Genomic DNA, 16,654 nt, shown 5'->3' with positions numbered 1-16,654 from the left:
CGTCACCGCAGCACCGCCGCGGCGCGCATGTCCTCGGCCAGCGCGGCGAGTTCGTCGACTGTGGGCGGGATCTGCGGCAGCCGCGGTTGCCCGACGTCGAAGCCCAGCAACCCGAGACCGGCCTTCGACATCGTGACGCCACCCAGACGCGCCTGCGCGTCGCTCAGCCGGCCGAGCACGACGCTGATCTTGCGGGCGGTGGCCACATCCCCGGAGTTGAACGCCGACAACATCTCTCGCAGCTGACCGGCCGCGAAGTGCCCCCACACGCTGATGAACCCGACGGCGCCCATGGCCAGCCAGGGCAGATTCAGCGCGTCGTCGCCGCTGTAGTACGCCAGACCGGTCTCGGCGATGATCTGTGCGCCGCCGTGCAGGTCACCCTTGGCGTCCTTGATCGCCACGATGTTCGGGTGCTCGGCGAGCGTCCGGATGGTGTCCCAGGCGATCGGGACGATTGAGCGCGGCGGGATGTCGTACAGCACGACCGGCTTGTCGGTCGCGTCGGCGACGGCGGTGAAATGCGCCAGGAGCCCGTTCTGCGACGGGCGGGAGTAGTACGGCGTGACGACGAGCAGCCCGTGCGCACCCTCGGCCGCACACGCCTTGGCCAGGTGGACGCTGTGCGCGGTGTCGTAGGTGCCCGCGCCGGCGATGATGCTGGCCCGGTCGCCGACGGCCTCGAGCACGGTGCGCAGCAGCGTCAGCTTCTCGTCATCGGTGGTGGTCGGGGACTCACCGGTGGTACCGGACAGCACCAGACCGTCGCAGCCGGAGTCGACGAGGCGGTTCGCCAGACGCGCGGCGGCGTCCGTGTCGAGCGAGCCGTCGGGCTTGAACGGAGTGACCATCGCGGTGAGCACGGTGCCCAACCGGGCCGTCACGTCGAATCCGCTGATACTCACGGGTGACAAGATTACCCGCTTGACCTCACGCCTCGGTGACGAGCGGGGTTGTCGCCACCTCCGTGCCGTCGGACAGCGCGTAGATCTCGAAGTCGGCGAACACCGAGGGCGCGGCGGTGACCAGTTCCCGCAGGCAGGCGATGGCCAGCCGGCGAATCTCGAGGTCGGCGTGCTCGCTGGCCCGCATCGCTATGAAATGGCGCCAGGCGCGGTAGTTGCCGGTGACGACGATGCGGGTCTCGGTGGCGTTCGGCAGCACCGCCCGCGCCGCCTGCCTGGCCTGTTTGCGGCGCAGCGTGGCGTTGGGCATGTCGGCGAGCCTGTCCTCCAACTTCGCGAGCAGTTCGGTGTAGGCGGCGCGGCTCGCATCGGCCGCCGCGGTGAAGATCTCCTCGAGTTCGGCGTCGCCGTCGATGCCGGGCGGGACCACGACCTGCGCGTCGTTCTCGGGCACGTAGCGCTGCGAGAGCTGCGAGTACGAGAAGTGCCGGTGCCGGATCAGCTCGTGTGTGCAGGACCGCGAGATCCCGGTGATGTAGAAGGACACCGACGCGTGCTCGAGGACCGAGAGGTGCCCGACGTCGATGATGTGGCGCAGGTACGAGGCGTTGGTCGCCGTGCGGGGGTTGGGCTTGGACCAGCTCTGGTAGCAGGCGCGGCCGGCGAACTCGACGAGCGCGGACCCGCCGTCGGCGTCGGTGTCCCACGGCACGTCGGGTGGCGCCGTGAACTCGGTCTTGGCGATCAGCTGCACGCGCAGCGGCGCGGTCTCGGCCACGGCGTCACCCTAACGCGGCGGACCGGCGCAGGACCTCGGCCAGGTCACCGCGTTCCCCGACCGTGACGTCGGACAGCCCCAGCCACTCCGCCATCGTCTTCAGCTCGGCCGCCAGCGCCGTGGCCACCCGCACCCGGTACTCCCCGGGTTCGGCGAACGCCCCCACCACATGCAGCGCGTCGCGGGCCCGCTCCGCCTTGAGGTCGACGCGCCCGACCAGCCGGCCGTCGAGCAGGAACGGCCACACGTAGTAGCCGTACTGCCGCTTGGCCGCCGGCGTGTAGATCTCGATGCGGTAGTGGAAGCCGAAGAGCCGTTCGACGCGTGGGCGGAAGAAGATCAGCGGGTCGAACGGGCACAGCAGCGCCGTTCCCCGGTCGACGCGCGGAACGATCCGTCCGGCGCGCAGATACGCCGGCGCCGGCCAGCCGTCGACCTCGACCGGCTCGAGCTCACCGGCGGCGACCAGACCCGCGATCGCCGGTTTGACCTGTTTGGCGGCGAGCCGGAAGTAATCGCGGATGTCGGCCTCGGTGGCCACCCCCAACGCCCCGGCCGCGCGCAGACACAGCTCACGTACCGCCTCGTCGTCGTCGACCTGACGGGCCACCACGTCAGCGGGCAGCACCCGCTCGGTCAGGTCGTAGTGGCGGGCGAAGCCGACGCGCGTCGCGGTGGTGAGCACACCGGAGGCGAACAGCGCCTCGGTCACCCACTTGGTGTCGCTGCGATCCCACCACGGCCCTTTGCGGCCGCGTTGTTCAGCGCCGAGGTATTCCTCGATCTGGCCCGCGGTGGCGGGTCCGAGCGCGGTGACCGCCTCGACGACGTCCTCGACAAGTTGGGGGTTGGCCTTGACGATGTGGGTGCCCCACCGGCCGTGGGTGTATTCGCGCATCCGCCACCGCAGCAGCGGCCAGTCGTCGACGGCCATCAGCGCGGCCTCGTGTGCCCAGTACTCGACCAGCAGCCGCGGCGCGCGCGCCGAATGCGACCAGGCGGCGCCGTCGAGCACCCGGCTGTCGTAGGGGCCGAGCCGGCTGAACACCGGTGCGTAGTGGGCCCGGACCGCCACCGACACCGAATCGAGCTGCAGCACCTGGATGCGGTTGATCAGCCTGCGCAGGTGCGCACGCGTGACCGGACCGCGCGGCTTGGGTTCGGTGAACCCCTGCGCGGCGACGGCGATCCGGCGGGCCTGGGCGCCGGTGAGGGAGGCAGCCATCAGCACATCGTCGCCCACCGCACCGACAAATTGTGTTCCGAGAGTGCCGTCAGGCGGTGGCGCGCTGGTAGCTGTGGAACCGGTACCGCAGGCCGGAGGTACTGGTCAGCCAATCCCCCGTGGTACCGACCCAGGCCTCTCCCAGTACGGGCGCCACCGCGTCCGCGTCCTGACGGTGCAGTTCGATCTCGACCTCGGTGACCTCGCACCGCGTGGCCCGGGTGAGCGCCAGCGCGTAGACGCGCTCGCCGCCGATCACCCACGTCTCCTCGTCGCCCAACGCGTCGTCGAGGCTCGTCACGACCTCCGCTCCCTCGGCCAGGTAGTCGGGCCGCCGGGTGAGTACGACGTTCTTGCGCCCGGGGAGCGGCCGCACCCGCGGGGGCAACGATTCCCAGGTGAGCCGGCCCATCACCACCGGGTGACCGAGGGTGATCTCCTTGAACCGGGCCAGATCCTCGGGCAGCCGCCACGGGATCCCGCCGTCGCGTCCGATCACGCCCGAGGTGGACTGCGCCCAGATGAGCCCGACGGTCATACCGCCACCGGCGCTTTGATCGCCGGATGCGGGTCATAGTTCTTGACGACGATGTCCTCATAAGTGTAGTCGAAGATCGAACTACGTTGCGCGAGAACAAGTTCGGGATAGGGCCGCGGTTCACGGGCGAGCTGCTCCGTCACCTGCTCGACGTGGTTGTCATAGATGTGACAGTCACCGCCGGTCCAGATGAACTCCCCGACACCGAGCCCGGCCTGTGCGGCCATCATGTGCGTGAGCAGGGCATAGCTGGCGATGTTGAACGGCACCCCGAGGAACAGGTCCGCGCTGCGCTGATAGAGCTGACACGAGAGCCGGCCGTCGGCGACGTAGAACTGGAAGAACGCGTGGCAGGGCGGCAGCGCCATCTGCGGGATCTCCCCGACGTTCCACGCCGAGACGATGTTGCGGCGGGAGTCCGGGTCGGTCCTGAGCAGGTCGATGGCCGCGCTGATCTGGTCGACGTGCCCGCCCGACGGCGTCGGCCACGACCGCCACTGCACCCCGTAGACGGGGCCGAGGTCGCCGGTCTCGCTGGCCCATTCGTCCCAGATCGTGACCCCGTGATCCTGCAGCCAGCGCACGTTGGAGTCGCCGCGCAGGAACCACAGCAGCTCGTAAACCAGCGACTTGAGGTGCACCTTCTTGGTGGTGATGAGCGGGAAGCCGGCGCCCAGGTCGTAGCGCATCTGGTGACCGAACAGGCTGCGGGTTCCGGTGCCGGTGCGGTCCGCTTTCGGTGTGCCGCGCTCGAACACGAGACGCAGCAGGTCCTCGTAGGGCGTGGGGATCGGCCCGGAGATCGGCACGTCGGTCAGCTTACTTCCAGAGGCGGCGAGTAGAACGGATGGCATGCCGAGTATCACTGCGACCGTGACGACGCCGGATGGCGACTGCCCCGTCACCCTGCACACGCCGAACGGACCCGGACCGTGGTCGGGTGTGGTGATGTATCCCGACGCCGGCGGCGTCCGTCCCACGTTTCACGAGATGGCCGACCGTCTGGCCGGATTCGGCCACGCCGTCCTGCTGCCGGACGTGTACTACCGCAGCGGCGAATGGGCGCCGTTCGACATGCGCACGGTGTTCGGCGACCAGGCCGAACGCCGACGGCTGTTCGGGATGATCGGCTCCGTCACCCCGGACAAGATGGCCACCGACGCCACCGCCTTCTTCGACTTCCTCGCCGGGCGGCCCGAGGTGCGCGGCGACCGGTTCGGGGTGTGCGGGTACTGCATGGGCGGGCGGACGTCGCTGATCGTGGCGGGCCGGGTCCCCGACCGGGTGGCCGCGGCCGGATCGTTCCACGGCGGAGGGCTGGTCACCGACGACGAGACGAGCCCCCACCTGCTGGCCGACCGCATCACCGGGACCGTCTATGTGGCCGGCGCCGAGAACGACAAGTCGTTCACCACCGAACAGGCCGAGACGCTCGACAAGGCGCTCACCGCGGCGGGTGTGCAGCACACGGTGGAGATCTATCCGGCCGGCCACGGTTTCGCCGTGCCGGACAACGCTCCGTACGACGAGGAGGCGGCGCAGCGGCACTGGATCGCGCTGCAGGAGTTGTTCGCGAGGTCGCTGCCGGATTAGGCGGCGCCATGGCGGGTGCGCGAAGTCTTGCCCAGCGCGCGCAGTAGACCGCGCGCCGCATACACCCCGGCGACGATCGACAACACGATCAGCACGATGAACATCACCAGCCAGTTGGCGCGGTCATGGCTGACGTTCCACCACACGATCGTGAACAGGACCGCGCAGACGAACACGATGATGTCGCGCCAGTTGCCCTCGTAGGACATGGCCGCCATCCGCAGTTCACGGCCGCGTTCGGCCGTGGTGACGAGGTCCTCGATGCGCTGGTCGATGCTGCGCTTGAGACGTTCCCGAAGCTCGATCTGTTCGGCCGGAATGCGTTCGAGCAGTTCCATGTCCTTGGCGATCATGCCGCGGATGTCGGGGCCTCGCAGATTGCCCGCTGCGATACCGAGCAGCGCACCACCTGCGATGGGAGCTGCGCCCAGGGCGATCTCGGCGATACCCGGCATTCGTTCATCCCTTTCTTCGGTCACTGTGGGTCAGGATCCGTCCATCGATGTCGCGGCCACGGTGGCCCCTGATCTCCAGCACGCTATTGCGCCAGGAATCCGCCGTCGACGGGCACCACGGCGCCGGTGACGAACGACGCCTCGTCGGAGGCCAGAAAGGCGATGACGCGAGCGACCTCAGCCGGTTCACCAAGTCGGCCCATCGGGTGCATGCGCTGGATGTCGGCGAGGTATTCCGAACCGCCCGGCTCCTCCGGAAGCCGATTGACCCGCTCTGTCCGGATCGTCCCCGGCGCAACGGCATTCACTCGGATTCCGCGGTCAGCCCACTCGACCGCCAGGTGCTTGGTCAGGCCGGTGGCGACGAACTTGGCCGGTCCGTAGGCCGCCTGACGCTTCTGGCCGGCCAGCCCCGAGATCGACGAGAGGCAGACGACGGCACCACCACCGGTCGACACCATCGCTTCGATCGCGAATTTGCAGGTGAGGAACATGCCGCGCCCATCGATTGCCATGACTTCGTCCCAGCCGGCGGCAGTCACCTCCGTCGCGTCGCCGAGCGGAATGATGCCGGCGTTGGCAACGAGCACGTCGAGCCGTCCGTAACGATCGCTTGCGGCCGCGATCATCCGACGCGCGTCCTCCTCGACCGAGACATCACCGACGACCGTCTCGACTTCGGCACCGCCACGGCGCAATTCATCAGCCAACCCGAGCAGCGGTTCACGTTGGATGTCGGTCACGATCAGACGTGCGCCTTCGCGGGCGAAGACCTCGGCGGTCGCCCGCCCGATGCCCATCGCCGCCCCGGTGATCACCGTCGACTTGCCGAGGACACGTCCGGGTCCTTGAGTCACGACTCTGCTCCACATCCGCCGCAGGAACGAGTTCGCCGCCGCCGGGCAACCTCGTGCACCGTGAACAGTGCCAGTGATGCAGCGCTTCGGCCGCGCTAATCGGCTGATTGGTCGTCCAGCGACGCGGACCCGGCTATCCCATCAGCCGAGCGGCGACCGTGGCGCCGAGGTTCCAGCACCCTTCGACATCAGCTTTCGCCGGTTTGCCTGACACGACGACGGTCTCGGCGACACGCTCCCACCCCAACCCTGAGGTGATTCCGTCCAGGGCACGCTCGGCGCCTTCGGTGCCCTCGTTGCCGTGGAGATAGACGCCGAACGGTCGGCCGGCGGCGGTGTCGAGCAGCTGATAGTAGGACTGGTCGAACGCGTGCTTGAGGGCCCCCGACATGTACCCGAGGTTGACCGGGGTGCCCAGCACGTAACCGTCGGCCTCCAGCATCTCGACCGGCGAGACGATGAGCGCCTGTCGCCGAATGACCTCCACGCCTTCGATCTCGGGATCGGTTGCACCGGCCACGACCGCCTCCAGCATCTCCTGGCAATGAGGTGACGGAGTGTGGTGGATGATCAGCAGGGTCGCGCGAGCGCTCATCGGGACCGTCTCCTCTTCGCGCGAGCGCTCATCGGCCCTCCTGCAGTTCGACGGCCCTGCGCATGGCAGCGCGAGCCCGGCCCCGATCGCCGGCGTAGTCGTACGCCCGCGCGAGGCGGTACCACCGGATCCAGTTGTTCGGATCCTCCTGCAGTTCGCTCCGCACGACGTCGAACAGCGCGTCGGCGGCGTCCCGTTCGATCCGGCCGGACGGGCGACGCGGCAGGTCGCTCACGTCGAGGTCCATCTCCTGCTCCCGGGCCAACCGCACCAACCGCTGGTGGGCGAGGCCGGCCTGCAGGGTGCTGACCATGACCCAGATACCGATCAACGGCAGCGCCAACAGCGCGACACCCAGTCCGATCGCCGCCGGTTCTCCCGAGCTGATGAACGCGAACGCGATCCGGCCCAGAAGGAGGAAATAGACGACGAGCGCAACGCACATGAGGGCGATGAGCACCTGGGTGCGCAGGGCGCGCCGGTCGTCGGTCATGTCAGATCGAGAAGCGGTTCGATGCCGATGGTCAGGCCTGGGCGCTCGGACACCTTGCGCACCGCGAGCAGGACTCCGGGGACGAAGGAGGTGCGGTCGATGCTGTCGTGCCGGATGGTCAGCGTCTCCCCCTGCGTGCCGAACAGGACTTCCTGGTGCGCGACGAGACCGGCGAGCCGGATCGAGTGCACGGGAATACCGTCGACGTCCGCGCCGCGGGCCCCCTCCAGGCCGGTGCTGGTGGCATCGGGGTTGGGCGGCATGTCTTTTCGCGCGGCGGCGATGAGTTTCGCGGTGCGGGCCGCCGTGCCCGACGGGGCGTCCGCCTTGTGCGGGTGGTGCAGTTCGATCACCTCGACCGACTCGAAGAACCGTGCTGCCTGCTGGGCGAAATGCATGGACAGGACGGCGCCGATCGCGAAATTGGGCGCGATCAGGACGGCCGACTCGGCCTTTGCCGCCAGCCAGTCCTGCACCTGCGCGATACGCTCGTCGGTGAAGCCGGTGGTGCCGACGACCGCGTGAATGCCGTTGTCGATGAGGAACTTCAGGTTGTCCATCACCACACTGGGGTGGGTGAAGTCGATGACGGCGTCAGTCTGGGTGTCGACGAGCGCGCTGAGCGGATCACCGGCATCGACCCCAGCGGTGAACGTGAGATCGTCGGCGGCCTCGACCGCCTGCACCATCGTCGCTCCGACCTTGCCTTTCGAACCCAGCACGCCTACTCGCATGCGCTCACCCTAGTAGTTCGGCCTCACGCACCTCCCCGTCGTCACCTCTCCGCGCGAGGGTGCGTGTCTGCACCCGACGCGCCGCGGCTTGCGCAGCAGTTTGCGCACGCTCGCGACAGGCTCGAAGCAACCTGCGCCACAATGGTTTCAACCGTCACATCGCGGGCGGTTTTGTCGGACCCTCGAACTACTGTTCGAGGCATGGATGGGGCTTTCAGCGCAGCGGTCGACCGCCTGCGGGCGGCGGTCGCCGACCTACAGACCGTTCCCCTCGACGACCTGTCCCACCCGCAGGTGGTGGTCGAACTCGACCGCATCAAACAAGCCGTCTGGGCGGTCCCGTCGGTGGAGCACCGGCTGACCGCCCGCCTGATCGACGCCGACCCCCACACCCTGGGTGCGACCTCGATCCGCGAACTGTTGGCCAACCACCTACGCATCACGGTCACAGATGCCCGGGACCGCGTGAACGACGCCGCCCAACTAGGCCCACGCTTCACTATTCTCGGGGAACGCGTCCAAACCGAACTCGCCCACACCGCTGCCGCGGTGGCCCGCGGCGACATCGGGACCGCGCATGTGCGGGTCATCCAAGACTTCGTCAAGAAGCTGCCAGTGTGGGTGTCGGCCGCCCGCCGCGACGACTACGAACGCGACCTCGTCACCCACGCCATCGAGTTACGTCCCGACCAGTTCAAGAAGGTCGCCGAAACCCTGTTGGGGTTCATCGACCAGGACGGCACCGAACCCGACCACCACACCCACCAACGGCGCCGCGAGATCCGGGTCGGGCGCCAGCAGGCCGACGGGATGAGCCGCATCGAAGGCTGGCTCACCCCCGAAGCGCGCGCCCTCGGGACGTCATCGCCGCCAAATACGCCGCCCCCGGCGCGAACGTTCCTCACGACGACGCCGCCACCGGGCGCGACGACCGCACCCCGGGCCAACGCCACCAGACGCCCTCACCCGGGTGATGGGCGACGCGATCGCCTCCGGCTCGCTGGGCCAGGTCGCCGGGGTACCCGCCAGCATCGTCGCCGGCACCACGCTCAACGAACTCGAACGCGCCGCCGGCTGGGCCCACACCGGCGGCGGCAACCGCATCCCCATCCGCGACCTCATCCGCATGGCCGCCACGTCCCGGCACTACCTGGCCGTGTTCGACGACCACACCGAAGAACTCCTCTACCTCGGCCGCGCCAAACGCACCGCCACCACCGCCCAACGCCTCGCCCTCTTCGCAAGGGATCGTGGCTGCACCCACCCCCACTGCACCGTGCCGTTCTACTGGACCGAAGCCCACCACACTGACGACTACGCCCAAGACGGGCGCACCGACATCGACACCCTCACCCTGGCCTGCCAACCCGCCAACCTGCTCATCGAGAAGACCGGGTGGACCACCGAACGCCCCGGCGACGGCCGCACTCACTGGATCCCGCCCGAACACCACGACACCGGCCAGTCACGAACCAACAACCACTTCCACCCCCACCGCTACCTCACCGAGGGCGACGACGAGGGCGGAGACCCCGAATAGCGCTGGGCTTCGGACCGATTGCTCACCTACAACGGCGATGCGCCTCGCAGGTGCTCGAAGATCAGCGACGTCTGCGTCCCGGCCACATCCGTGTCGGCGTTGAGGTTCTCGACGACGAACGCCCGCAGGTCCTCGGTGTCCCGCGCCGCGACATGAAGAATGAAATCGTCGGCGCCGGCGAGGAAGTACACGTCCATCACCTGCGGCCTGCTGCGGATGTGCTGGATGAAGTCGAGGATCCTGCCCCGGGCATTCGACTGCAGGGTCACCGAGATCATCGCCTGGAGGGACAGGCCCAAGGCCGCCGGGTTGATGTCGGTGTAGAACCCCCGGATCACCCCGAGTTCCTGGAGCCGACGGACGCGACCGTGACAGGTCGACGGTGCGATCCCGATCGACTCGGCCAGGGCGCTGTTGGAGATCCGGGCGTCGGCGTGCAGCGCGGTGAGGATGCGGCGGTCGACTTCGTCGATGTCCGCGGGCCGAACATTCTTCGACGGGCGCACCGCCGTGAGCCCTGGGTTCGTCGATCCTTCAGGCATCGCACCAATATACCGAATACTCGTCATTGCGATTGTGCTCAGATCGAAGTTTCTTCACAATTTTAGCAACGTCTACGTGAGGAGCATCATGCGCGTCGGGATCCCGACCGAGATCAAGAACAACGAGTACCGCGTCGCCATCACGCCCGCGGGCGTGGCGGAACTGACCAACCGCGGTCACGATGTGCTGATCCAATCCGGCGCAGGCGACGGGTCTGCCATCTCCGACGCCGACTTCAAAGCGGCCGGCGCCCAACTCGTCACCCACGCCGACCAGGTGTGGGCCGAGGCCGACCTCCTGCTGAAGGTCAAAGAACCGATCGAGCCCGAGTACTCCCGGATGCGCGAGGGCCAGACCCTGTTCACCTACCTGCATCTGGCCGCGTCGAAGCCCTGCACCGACGCCCTGCTGGCCTCCGGCACCACGTCCATCGCCTACGAGACCGTGCAGACCGTCGGCTCGGACGGATCGACAGCCCTGCCCCTGCTGGCACCGATGAGCGAAGTGGCCGGCCGGCTCTCCGCCCAGGTCGGCGCCTACCACCTGATGCGCACCCAGGGTGGCCGCGGTGTGCTGATGGGTGGCGTCCCCGGCGTCGCCCCGGCCAAGGTCGTGGTGATCGGCGGCGGTATGGCCGGCGACAACGCCGCCGCCGTGGCCTGGGGTATGGGCGCGCACGTCACCGTCTTCGACCTCAACATCAACATCCTGCGCAAGATCGATGCCGAGTACGGCGGCGCCATCGAGACCCGGTACTCCTCGCGCCTCGAGCTGGACGAGGCCGTCAAGCAGGCGGACCTGGTGATCGGCGCCGTACTGATCCCCGGCGCCAAGGCCCCCAAGCTGGTCACCAATTCGACTGTCGCGCAAATGAAGTCGGGCGCCGTGCTGGTCGACATCGCAATCGATCAGGGCGGCTGCTTCGAGGACTCCCGGCCCACCACCCACGACGATCCGACCTTCGCGGTGCACGACACGGTGTTCTACTGCGTGGCCAACATGCCGGGGGCCGTGCCACGCACGTCGACGTTCGCGCTGACCAACGCCACCATGCCGTACGTGCTCAAGCTGGCCGACAAGGGTTGGCGAGCCGCCTGCCAGGCCGACCCCGCGCTGGCCAAGGGCCTGTCCACCCACGCCGGCGCGCTGCTCAGCGAACAGGTTGCCGCCGACCTGGAACTGCCCTTCACCGATCCGGCGACCGTTCTCGCCTGACCGTCAGTCGACGTCGCCGTCGACGTAGAACCAGCGCCCGGCCCGAACGGCGAACCGGGACCGCTCGTGGAGGGCGCCGCCTCGCCGGCCCCGGCGGTAGTGCGCACGGAACTCCACTTCCCCGGTGTCCTCGCCGCGCCCACCACCGGTCACGTCGACGATCTCCAGGCCGATCCACTGCAGGTCCGCATCCGGGGTCAGCGCGGCGGGACGGGTGCGCGGATGCCAGGTCCGCCAGACATAGTCGAGATCGCCGACCGCATAGGCGCTGTAGCGCGACCGCATCAGTTCTTCGGCGGTGCCGGCCTGACGCTCACCCGCATGAAGCGGCAGGCAGCACCGCGCGAACGCCTCGCCGGTGCCGCACGGACACGGGTCGGTGGGTTGCTGATTCGCCAACGTTCTACCCGCGGCGCAACAGCTCCGGGAACACCGCCGCGGTCACCTCGCCGACCAACGGCCGCATGTTCTCGGCGTCGGGATCGTCGGTGGCCGTCTTCGTCATGACCGCAAGCAGCAGCCGCTGCCCTTGCGGGCCGTACGCGATGCCGACGTCGTTGGTGGTGCCGTAGTCACCGCTGCCGGTCTTGTCGGCAGTGGTCCACCCCGGCGGCAGCCCCGCCCTCATGCTCGACGTCTCGTTGGCCCGCATCCAATCCTCGAGCAGGCGGCGCTGGGGTGGGGCGAGCGCTTCGCCGGTCAGGATGGCCCGGAACCCGCCCGCCAGCGCCTCGGGCGTGCTGGTGTCCCGCGGATCCCCCGGGACCGCCGAGTTCAACTCGATCTCATACCGGTCCAGGCGTGAACGCGGATCGCCGATGCCGCGGGCGAACGCCGTGACCGCCGGTGGCCCGCCCACGTTGCGCAGCAGGATGTTCGCGGCGGCGTTGTCGCTGACCTGCAGGATCGCCTGGCACAGTTCGGTCAACGTCATCTCGCCACCCACCCGTGGTTCGGTGCGCGGCGAATTGGGCTGGAGGTCAGCCGCATTGACGGACAGCCTCTGGTCGAGCGACCGCTCACCCCGCCCGACGAGTTGAAGGATCTGCGCCGCCAGGTAGGCCTTGAACGTCGAGCACATGGCGAACGACTCCTGTGCCCGGTGCGCCACAGTGCGACCGGTGTCGAGATTTTGCGCGAACACCCCGATCACCGCGTTGTTGGCGCGTTCCAGGTTTTCGACGCCCCCAACCGGCGGTTGCGCGAACGCGGGCCGGCCGGCGTACGTGGCGAACGCCGCCGCACCGCCGAGCACGGCGGTGGCGGACAGGAGTCTTCTACGGGTGACGGAGTGGGCCATGCCTCGATGTCATCACGGCGCCGCCTCCGGCGCAACGGGTTACCGACCGACGGTCTGAAGTGGCTTCGGCAGCGACGTTTTCGTGCGGTGCGGACCCAGAACCGCCGCACCGTAGGACCGGGTGAGCAGCTGCCGCGCGACCGCGTTGACCTCGTCGAGGGTGACCGCACTGATCTGCTCGAGCGTGTAATCGATGCTGCGGTGCTTACCGTAATTCAGTTCACTGCGGCCGATTCGGTGCATGCGCGAACCGGAATCCTCCAGTCCGAGAACCAAACCACCGCGCAAGGACCCCTTCGCGATCCGGCACTCCGACTCGGAGATCCCGTCGCGGGCCACGTCCTCGAGCACGGCCGTCGTCACCCGGACCACCTCGTCGAACCGTTCCGGTTGGCACGCCGCGTAGATCGACAGTGCTCCGCTGTCGGAGAACGTGTCCACCGTGGAGTACACCGAGTACGCCAGGCCACGGGTCTCCCGGATCTCCTGGAACAACCGGGAACTCAGCCCACCGCCCAGTGCGGTGTTGAGGACGGACAACGCCCACCGGTGATCCCAGTGCCGGCCGGGGGTGCGCACGCCCATCGACAGATGGGTCTGCTCGGCGTCGCGGTTGATCAGCTGCAACGTCGGGCGTCCCGGCACCCGCCCGGTGCCCTTGCGCGGGGGCACCGCCGAGTGGCCACGAACCAGCCTGGGCCCGAAGTGCTTCCGCGCCAACGCCACGACGTCGTCGTGTTCGACGTTGCCGGCGACCGCCAGCACCATCCGTTCGGGCACATAGCGCCGGACGTGGAAGGAGTGCAGTTGGTTGCGGGTCATCGCCTCGATCGACTCGATGCTGCCGATCACGGGCCGACCGACCGGGTGGGAGCCGAACATCGCGGACAGGAAGACGTCGCCGAGTGTGTCCTCGGGATCGTCGTCGCGCATGGCGATCTCTTCGAGCACCACGTCGCGCTCGACCTCGACGTCCTCGACAGCACACCGGCCCCGCAGCACGACGTCGGCGACGAGGTCGACCGCCAACTCGAGGTCGGCGTCGAGCACGTGCGCGTAGTAGCAGGTGTGCTCGCGGGCGGTGAAGGCGTTCAACTCGCCGCCGACCGCGTCCACCGCCTGCGCGATGTCCACGGCGGTGCGGGTCGGCGTCGACTTGAACAGCAGATGTTCCAGGAAGTGCGCGGCGCCGGCCACCGTCGGACCCTCGTCGCGGGATCCGACGTTGACCCACACCCCGACCGATGCGGAGCGCACCGACGGGATGCGCTCGGTGACCACCCGCAGGCCGCCGGGCAGCGTGGTGCGGCGCACCGTGGTGTCATCCACGGTGGCCGCCTCCACGCTTGCTGTGCTGCGCCGCAGCGATTGCCGACTAATTGCCGGTCGTGGCGGCATCGGCGGTCGCGGGCGCCTCCGCCTTGTCCGAGGTGTCGCCCGCACCGTTGGCGGCGGCCTCCTCCTCGGCGACGAGGACGAGGGAGATCTTGCCGCGATTGTCGATGTCGGCGATCTCCACGCGCAGCTTGTCGCCCACCTTGGCCACGTCCTCGACCTTGGCGATGCGCTTCCCGCGTCCCAGCTTGGAGATGTGCACCAGACCGTCGCGGCCCGGCAGCAGCGAGACGAAGGCGCCGAAGTCGGTCGTCTTCACCACAGTGCCGAGGAACCGCTCACCGATCTTGGGCAGCTGCGGGTTGGCGATCGCGTTGATCTTGTCGATCGCGGCCTGGGCGGCCTCGCCGTTGGAGGCGCCGACGAACACGGTGCCGTCGTCCTCGATGGAGATCGACGCGCCGGTCTCCTCGGTGATCGAGTTGATCATCTTGCCCTTGGGCCCGATGACCTCGCCGATCTTGTCGACCGGGACCTTGATCGTGGTGATCCGCGGGGCGTACGGGCTCATCTCGTCCGGAGCGTCGATGGCCTCGGCCATCACCTCGAGGATCGTGATCCGGGCGTCCTTGGCCTGCGCCAGCGCCCCGGCCAGCACCTGCGACGGGATGCCGTCGAGCTTGGTGTCCAGCTGCAGGGCGGTGACGAAGTCCTTGGTGCCCGCGCACTTGAAGTCCATGTCGCCGAACGCATCCTCGGCGCCGAGGATGTCGGTCAGCGTCACGAAGCGTCTCTCGACGCCACCACCCTCGACCTCGACGTCGTCGGACACCAGGCCCATCGCGATACCGGCGACGGGCGCCTTCAGCGGCACACCGGCGTTCAGCAGCGACAGCGTCGACGCGCACACCGAGCCCATCGACGTCGAACCGTTGGAGCTCAGCGCCTCGGAGACCTGGCGGATCGCGTACGGGAACTCCTCGACGCTCGGCAGCACCGGCATCAGGGCCCGCTCGGCGAGCGCACCGTGGCCGATCTCGCGGCGCTTGGGCGAACCGACGCGGCCGGTCTCACCGGTCGAGTACGGCGGGAAGTTGTAGTGGTGCATGTAGCGCTTGCTGGTTTCCGGCCCCAGCGAGTCGATCTGCTGGGCCATCTTCACCATGTCCAGGGTGGTGACGCCCAGGATCTGGGTCTCGCCACGCTCGAACAGCGCGCTGCCGTGGGCCCGCGGCACGATCGCGACCTCAGCGGACAGCGCACGGATGTCGGTGACACCGCGGCCGTCGATGCGGAAGTGGTCGGTCAGGATGCGCTGGCGCACAAGCTTCTTCGTCAGCGAACGGAACGCCCCACCGATCTCCTTCTCGCGGCCGGCGTACTGCTCGGCGAGCCGCCCGAGCACCTCGACCTTGATCTCGTCGGTGCGGTTGTTGCGCTCTTCCTTGCCCGCGATGGTCAGCGCCTCCGACAGGGCGTCGGTGGCCACCGAGGCGACCGCGTAGTAGACGTCCTCGCCGTACTCCGGGAACAGCGGGTAGTCGGCGGTCGGCTTGGCGGCGCGCTCGGCGAGCTCCTGCTGGGCGGCGCACAGCGCGGCGATGAACGGCTTGGCCGCCTCCAGACCCTCGGCGACGACGGTCTCGGTGGGCGCCTGGGCACCGCCGGCGACCAGGTCGACGACCTTGTCGGTGGCCTCGGCCTCGACCATCATGATCGCGACGTCACCGTCGGCGAGCGCCCGGCCCGCGACGACCATGTCGAACACCGCACCCTCGAGCTGCTCGACGGTCGGGAAGGCGACCCACTGGCCGTCGATCAGCGCGACCCGCACGCCGCCGACCGGGCCGGAGAACGGCAGGCCGGCGATCTGGGTGGACGCCGAGGCGGCGTTGATGGCCACCACGTCGTACAGATCCTTGGGATCCAGGCTCATCACCGTGACGACCACCTGGATCTCGTTGCGCAGCCCGGAGACGAACGTCGGACGCAGCGGACGGTCGATCAACCGGCAGGTCAGGATGGCGTCGGTGGAGGGACGGCCCTCACGACGGAAGAACGAGCCGGGAATGCGACCCGCGGCGTACATCCGCTCCTCGACGTCGATGGTCAGCGGGAAGAAGTCGAAGTGGTCCTTCGGGCTCTTGCTGGCCGACGTGGCCGACAGCAGCATGGTCTCGTCGTCGAGGTAGGCGACGACGGCGCCGGCCGCCTGCTGGGCCAAGCGGCCGGTCTCGAAGCGGATGGTGCGGGTGCCGAAGCTCCCGTTGTCGATGACGGCGGTCGATTCGTACACACCGTCTTCAATTTCAACTACAGACATTGACGTCCGTACAGCCTCTCTGAATTCATTCAGCTGTTTCGCGTCGTCACGCCGGGAACACTCACAGCGGATGGACCACCGGCCTTGATGCGGCTACGGCCGTCGATCGAAGCGGCCGGGGACTCACAGGTCACCGGCAGCCACTACCGAAGACCGCCCGATCAGGCGGCTCCTGGCATGACACACGGGAACGAGACCCGCGGAACTGCGCGTATCGCACCCAAC

The 16,654-nt window shown here is 68.5% G+C and carries 17 protein-coding genes and 1 pseudogene; 3 read left to right on the top strand and 15 right to left on the bottom strand.

The window, feature by feature from the left end:
- Positions 1-2 precede the first annotated feature (2 nt).
- Genes dapA through AU195_RS21645 form a run of 5 tightly spaced genes read right to left on the bottom strand, consistent with a single transcriptional unit; the run spans position 3 to position 4,300 of the window.
- Positions 3-905: a 4-hydroxy-tetrahydrodipicolinate synthase gene (dapA, locus tag AU195_RS21665; RefSeq protein ID WP_059161089.1), complete on the bottom strand. Its 903-nt coding sequence runs from the start codon at positions 903-905 to the stop codon at positions 3-5.
- Between the two features lie 25 nt (positions 906-930).
- On the bottom strand, positions 931-1,683 hold the full coding sequence (gene thyX, locus AU195_RS21660) for an FAD-dependent thymidylate synthase (RefSeq protein ID WP_059161088.1): 753 nt from the start codon (positions 1,681-1,683) through the stop codon (positions 931-933).
- Positions 1,684-1,687: 4 nt separating this feature from the next.
- The gene (locus AU195_RS21655; protein WP_059161233.1) at positions 1,688-2,908 is read right to left on the bottom strand and encodes a winged helix-turn-helix domain-containing protein; all 1,221 of its coding nucleotides are present in this window, start codon (positions 2,906-2,908) and stop codon (positions 1,688-1,690) included.
- A gap of 49 nt (positions 2,909-2,957) precedes the next feature.
- Positions 2,958-3,446 (bottom strand): dihydrofolate reductase, encoded by a 489-nt coding sequence (locus AU195_RS21650; RefSeq protein ID WP_059161087.1) that lies wholly within the window; start codon positions 3,444-3,446, stop codon positions 2,958-2,960.
- Positions 3,443-4,300, bottom strand: coding sequence for a thymidylate synthase (locus AU195_RS21645; protein WP_059161086.1), 858 nt, complete (start codon positions 4,298-4,300; stop codon positions 3,443-3,445). The genes AU195_RS21650 and AU195_RS21645 overlap by 4 nt, the downstream gene beginning before the upstream one ends.
- Between AU195_RS21645 and AU195_RS21640 the strand changes: the two genes are divergently transcribed.
- Positions 4,299-5,039 (top strand): dienelactone hydrolase family protein, encoded by a 741-nt coding sequence (locus AU195_RS21640; RefSeq protein WP_059161085.1) that lies wholly within the window; start codon positions 4,299-4,301, stop codon positions 5,037-5,039. The two genes, AU195_RS21645 and AU195_RS21640, sit on opposite strands and share 2 nt — an antisense overlap.
- On the opposite strand, the gene AU195_RS21635 is transcribed toward AU195_RS21640, so the two are convergent.
- From AU195_RS21635 to dapB, 5 genes are all read right to left on the bottom strand, one after another.
- Positions 5,036-5,494, bottom strand: a complete 459-nt coding sequence (locus AU195_RS21635; RefSeq protein ID WP_059161084.1) for a hypothetical protein — start codon at positions 5,492-5,494, stop codon at positions 5,036-5,038. The two genes, AU195_RS21640 and AU195_RS21635, sit on opposite strands and share 4 nt — an antisense overlap.
- A gap of 83 nt (positions 5,495-5,577) precedes the next feature.
- Positions 5,578-6,366, bottom strand: a complete 789-nt coding sequence (locus AU195_RS21630) for an SDR family NAD(P)-dependent oxidoreductase (protein WP_286149446.1) — start codon at positions 6,364-6,366, stop codon at positions 5,578-5,580.
- 118 nt (positions 6,367-6,484) lie between these two features.
- Positions 6,485-6,946 (bottom strand): flavodoxin family protein, encoded by a 462-nt coding sequence (locus tag AU195_RS21625; RefSeq protein WP_059161082.1) that lies wholly within the window; start codon positions 6,944-6,946, stop codon positions 6,485-6,487.
- Between the two features lie 28 nt (positions 6,947-6,974).
- Complete coding sequence (locus AU195_RS21620; protein WP_059161081.1) at positions 6,975-7,439, bottom strand: hypothetical protein; 465 nt, start codon at positions 7,437-7,439, stop codon at positions 6,975-6,977.
- Entirely contained in the window at positions 7,436-8,173 is a 738-nt protein-coding gene (gene dapB, locus AU195_RS21615; protein ID WP_059161080.1) for a 4-hydroxy-tetrahydrodipicolinate reductase, read from the bottom strand. The genes AU195_RS21620 and dapB overlap by 4 nt, the downstream gene beginning before the upstream one ends.
- Positions 8,174-8,374: 201 nt before the next feature.
- On the opposite strand from dapB, the pseudogene AU195_RS26395 reads away from it, so the two are divergent.
- Positions 8,375-9,713: pseudogene (locus tag AU195_RS26395) on the top strand (HNH endonuclease signature motif containing protein).
- A gap of 26 nt (positions 9,714-9,739) precedes the next feature.
- Here AU195_RS26395 and aldR read toward each other — a convergent pair.
- Entirely contained in the window at positions 9,740-10,255 is a 516-nt protein-coding gene (aldR, locus tag AU195_RS21605) for an HTH-type transcriptional regulator AldR (RefSeq protein ID WP_059161079.1), read from the bottom strand.
- An 88-nt stretch (positions 10,256-10,343) separates the two neighbouring features.
- Here aldR and ald point away from each other — a divergent pair, with 88 nt between their 5' ends.
- Positions 10,344-11,471, top strand: coding sequence for an alanine dehydrogenase (gene ald, locus AU195_RS21600; protein WP_059161232.1), 1,128 nt, complete (start codon positions 10,344-10,346; stop codon positions 11,469-11,471).
- Between the two features lie 3 nt (positions 11,472-11,474).
- Here ald and AU195_RS21595 read toward each other — a convergent pair whose 3' ends face one another.
- From AU195_RS21595 to AU195_RS21580, 4 genes are read right to left on the bottom strand one after another with little or no spacing between them, the layout of a single operon-like run.
- Positions 11,475-11,870, bottom strand: a complete 396-nt coding sequence (locus AU195_RS21595; RefSeq protein WP_059161078.1) for a YchJ family protein — start codon at positions 11,868-11,870, stop codon at positions 11,475-11,477.
- Positions 11,871-11,874: 4 nt separating this feature from the next.
- Positions 11,875-12,771, bottom strand: a complete 897-nt coding sequence (gene bla / locus AU195_RS21590) for a class A beta-lactamase (RefSeq protein WP_059161077.1) — start codon at positions 12,769-12,771, stop codon at positions 11,875-11,877.
- Positions 12,772-12,810: 39 nt separating this feature from the next.
- Positions 12,811-14,169: a M16 family metallopeptidase gene (locus tag AU195_RS21585; RefSeq protein WP_286149445.1), complete on the bottom strand. Its 1,359-nt coding sequence runs from the start codon at positions 14,167-14,169 to the stop codon at positions 12,811-12,813.
- The gene (locus AU195_RS21580) at positions 14,147-16,429 is read right to left on the bottom strand and encodes a polyribonucleotide nucleotidyltransferase (RefSeq protein ID WP_059161076.1); all 2,283 of its coding nucleotides are present in this window, start codon (positions 16,427-16,429) and stop codon (positions 14,147-14,149) included. Before AU195_RS21580 ends, AU195_RS21585 begins: the two co-directional genes overlap by 23 nt.
- Between the last annotated feature and the right edge of the window lie 225 nt (positions 16,430-16,654).

Origin of the sequence: Mycobacterium sp. IS-1496 (genome assembly GCF_001499995.1) — a bacterium.
Lineage (GTDB): Bacteria > Actinomycetota > Actinomycetes > Mycobacteriales > Mycobacteriaceae > Mycobacterium.
This window is presented reverse-complemented; position numbering and strand designations above follow the sequence as displayed.

Coding starts and splice junctions, on each gene's coding strand:
- bla (WP_059161077.1), bottom strand. CDS start 12,771: ATGGCCCACTCCGTCACCCGTAGAAGACTCCTGTCCGCCACCGCCGTG.
- AU195_RS21620 (WP_059161081.1), bottom strand. CDS start 7,439: ATGACCGACGACCGGCGCGCCCTGCGCACCCAGGTGCTCATCGCCCTC.
- AU195_RS21625 (WP_059161082.1), bottom strand. CDS start 6,946: ATGAGCGCTCGCGCGACCCTGCTGATCATCCACCACACTCCGTCACCT.
- AU195_RS21585 (WP_286149445.1), bottom strand. CDS start 14,169: ATGCCGCCACGACCGGCAATTAGTCGGCAATCGCTGCGGCGCAGCACA.
- AU195_RS21580 (WP_059161076.1), bottom strand. CDS start 16,429: ATGTCTGTAGTTGAAATTGAAGACGGTGTGTACGAATCGACCGCCGTC.
- dapB (WP_059161080.1), bottom strand. CDS start 8,173: ATGCGAGTAGGCGTGCTGGGTTCGAAAGGCAAGGTCGGAGCGACGATG.
- AU195_RS21630 (WP_286149446.1), bottom strand. CDS start 6,366: ATGTGGAGCAGAGTCGTGACTCAAGGACCCGGACGTGTCCTCGGCAAG.
- AU195_RS21640 (WP_059161085.1), top strand. CDS start 4,299: ATGCCGAGTATCACTGCGACCGTGACGACGCCGGATGGCGACTGCCCC.
- AU195_RS21655 (WP_059161233.1), bottom strand. CDS start 2,908: ATGGCTGCCTCCCTCACCGGCGCCCAGGCCCGCCGGATCGCCGTCGCC.
- ald (WP_059161232.1), top strand. CDS start 10,344: ATGCGCGTCGGGATCCCGACCGAGATCAAGAACAACGAGTACCGCGTC.
- AU195_RS21635 (WP_059161084.1), bottom strand. CDS start 5,494: ATGCCGGGTATCGCCGAGATCGCCCTGGGCGCAGCTCCCATCGCAGGT.
- AU195_RS21650 (WP_059161087.1), bottom strand. CDS start 3,446: ATGACCGTCGGGCTCATCTGGGCGCAGTCCACCTCGGGCGTGATCGGA.
- aldR (WP_059161079.1), bottom strand. CDS start 10,255: ATGCCTGAAGGATCGACGAACCCAGGGCTCACGGCGGTGCGCCCGTCG.
- AU195_RS21645 (WP_059161086.1), bottom strand. CDS start 4,300: ATGCCATCCGTTCTACTCGCCGCCTCTGGAAGTAAGCTGACCGACGTG.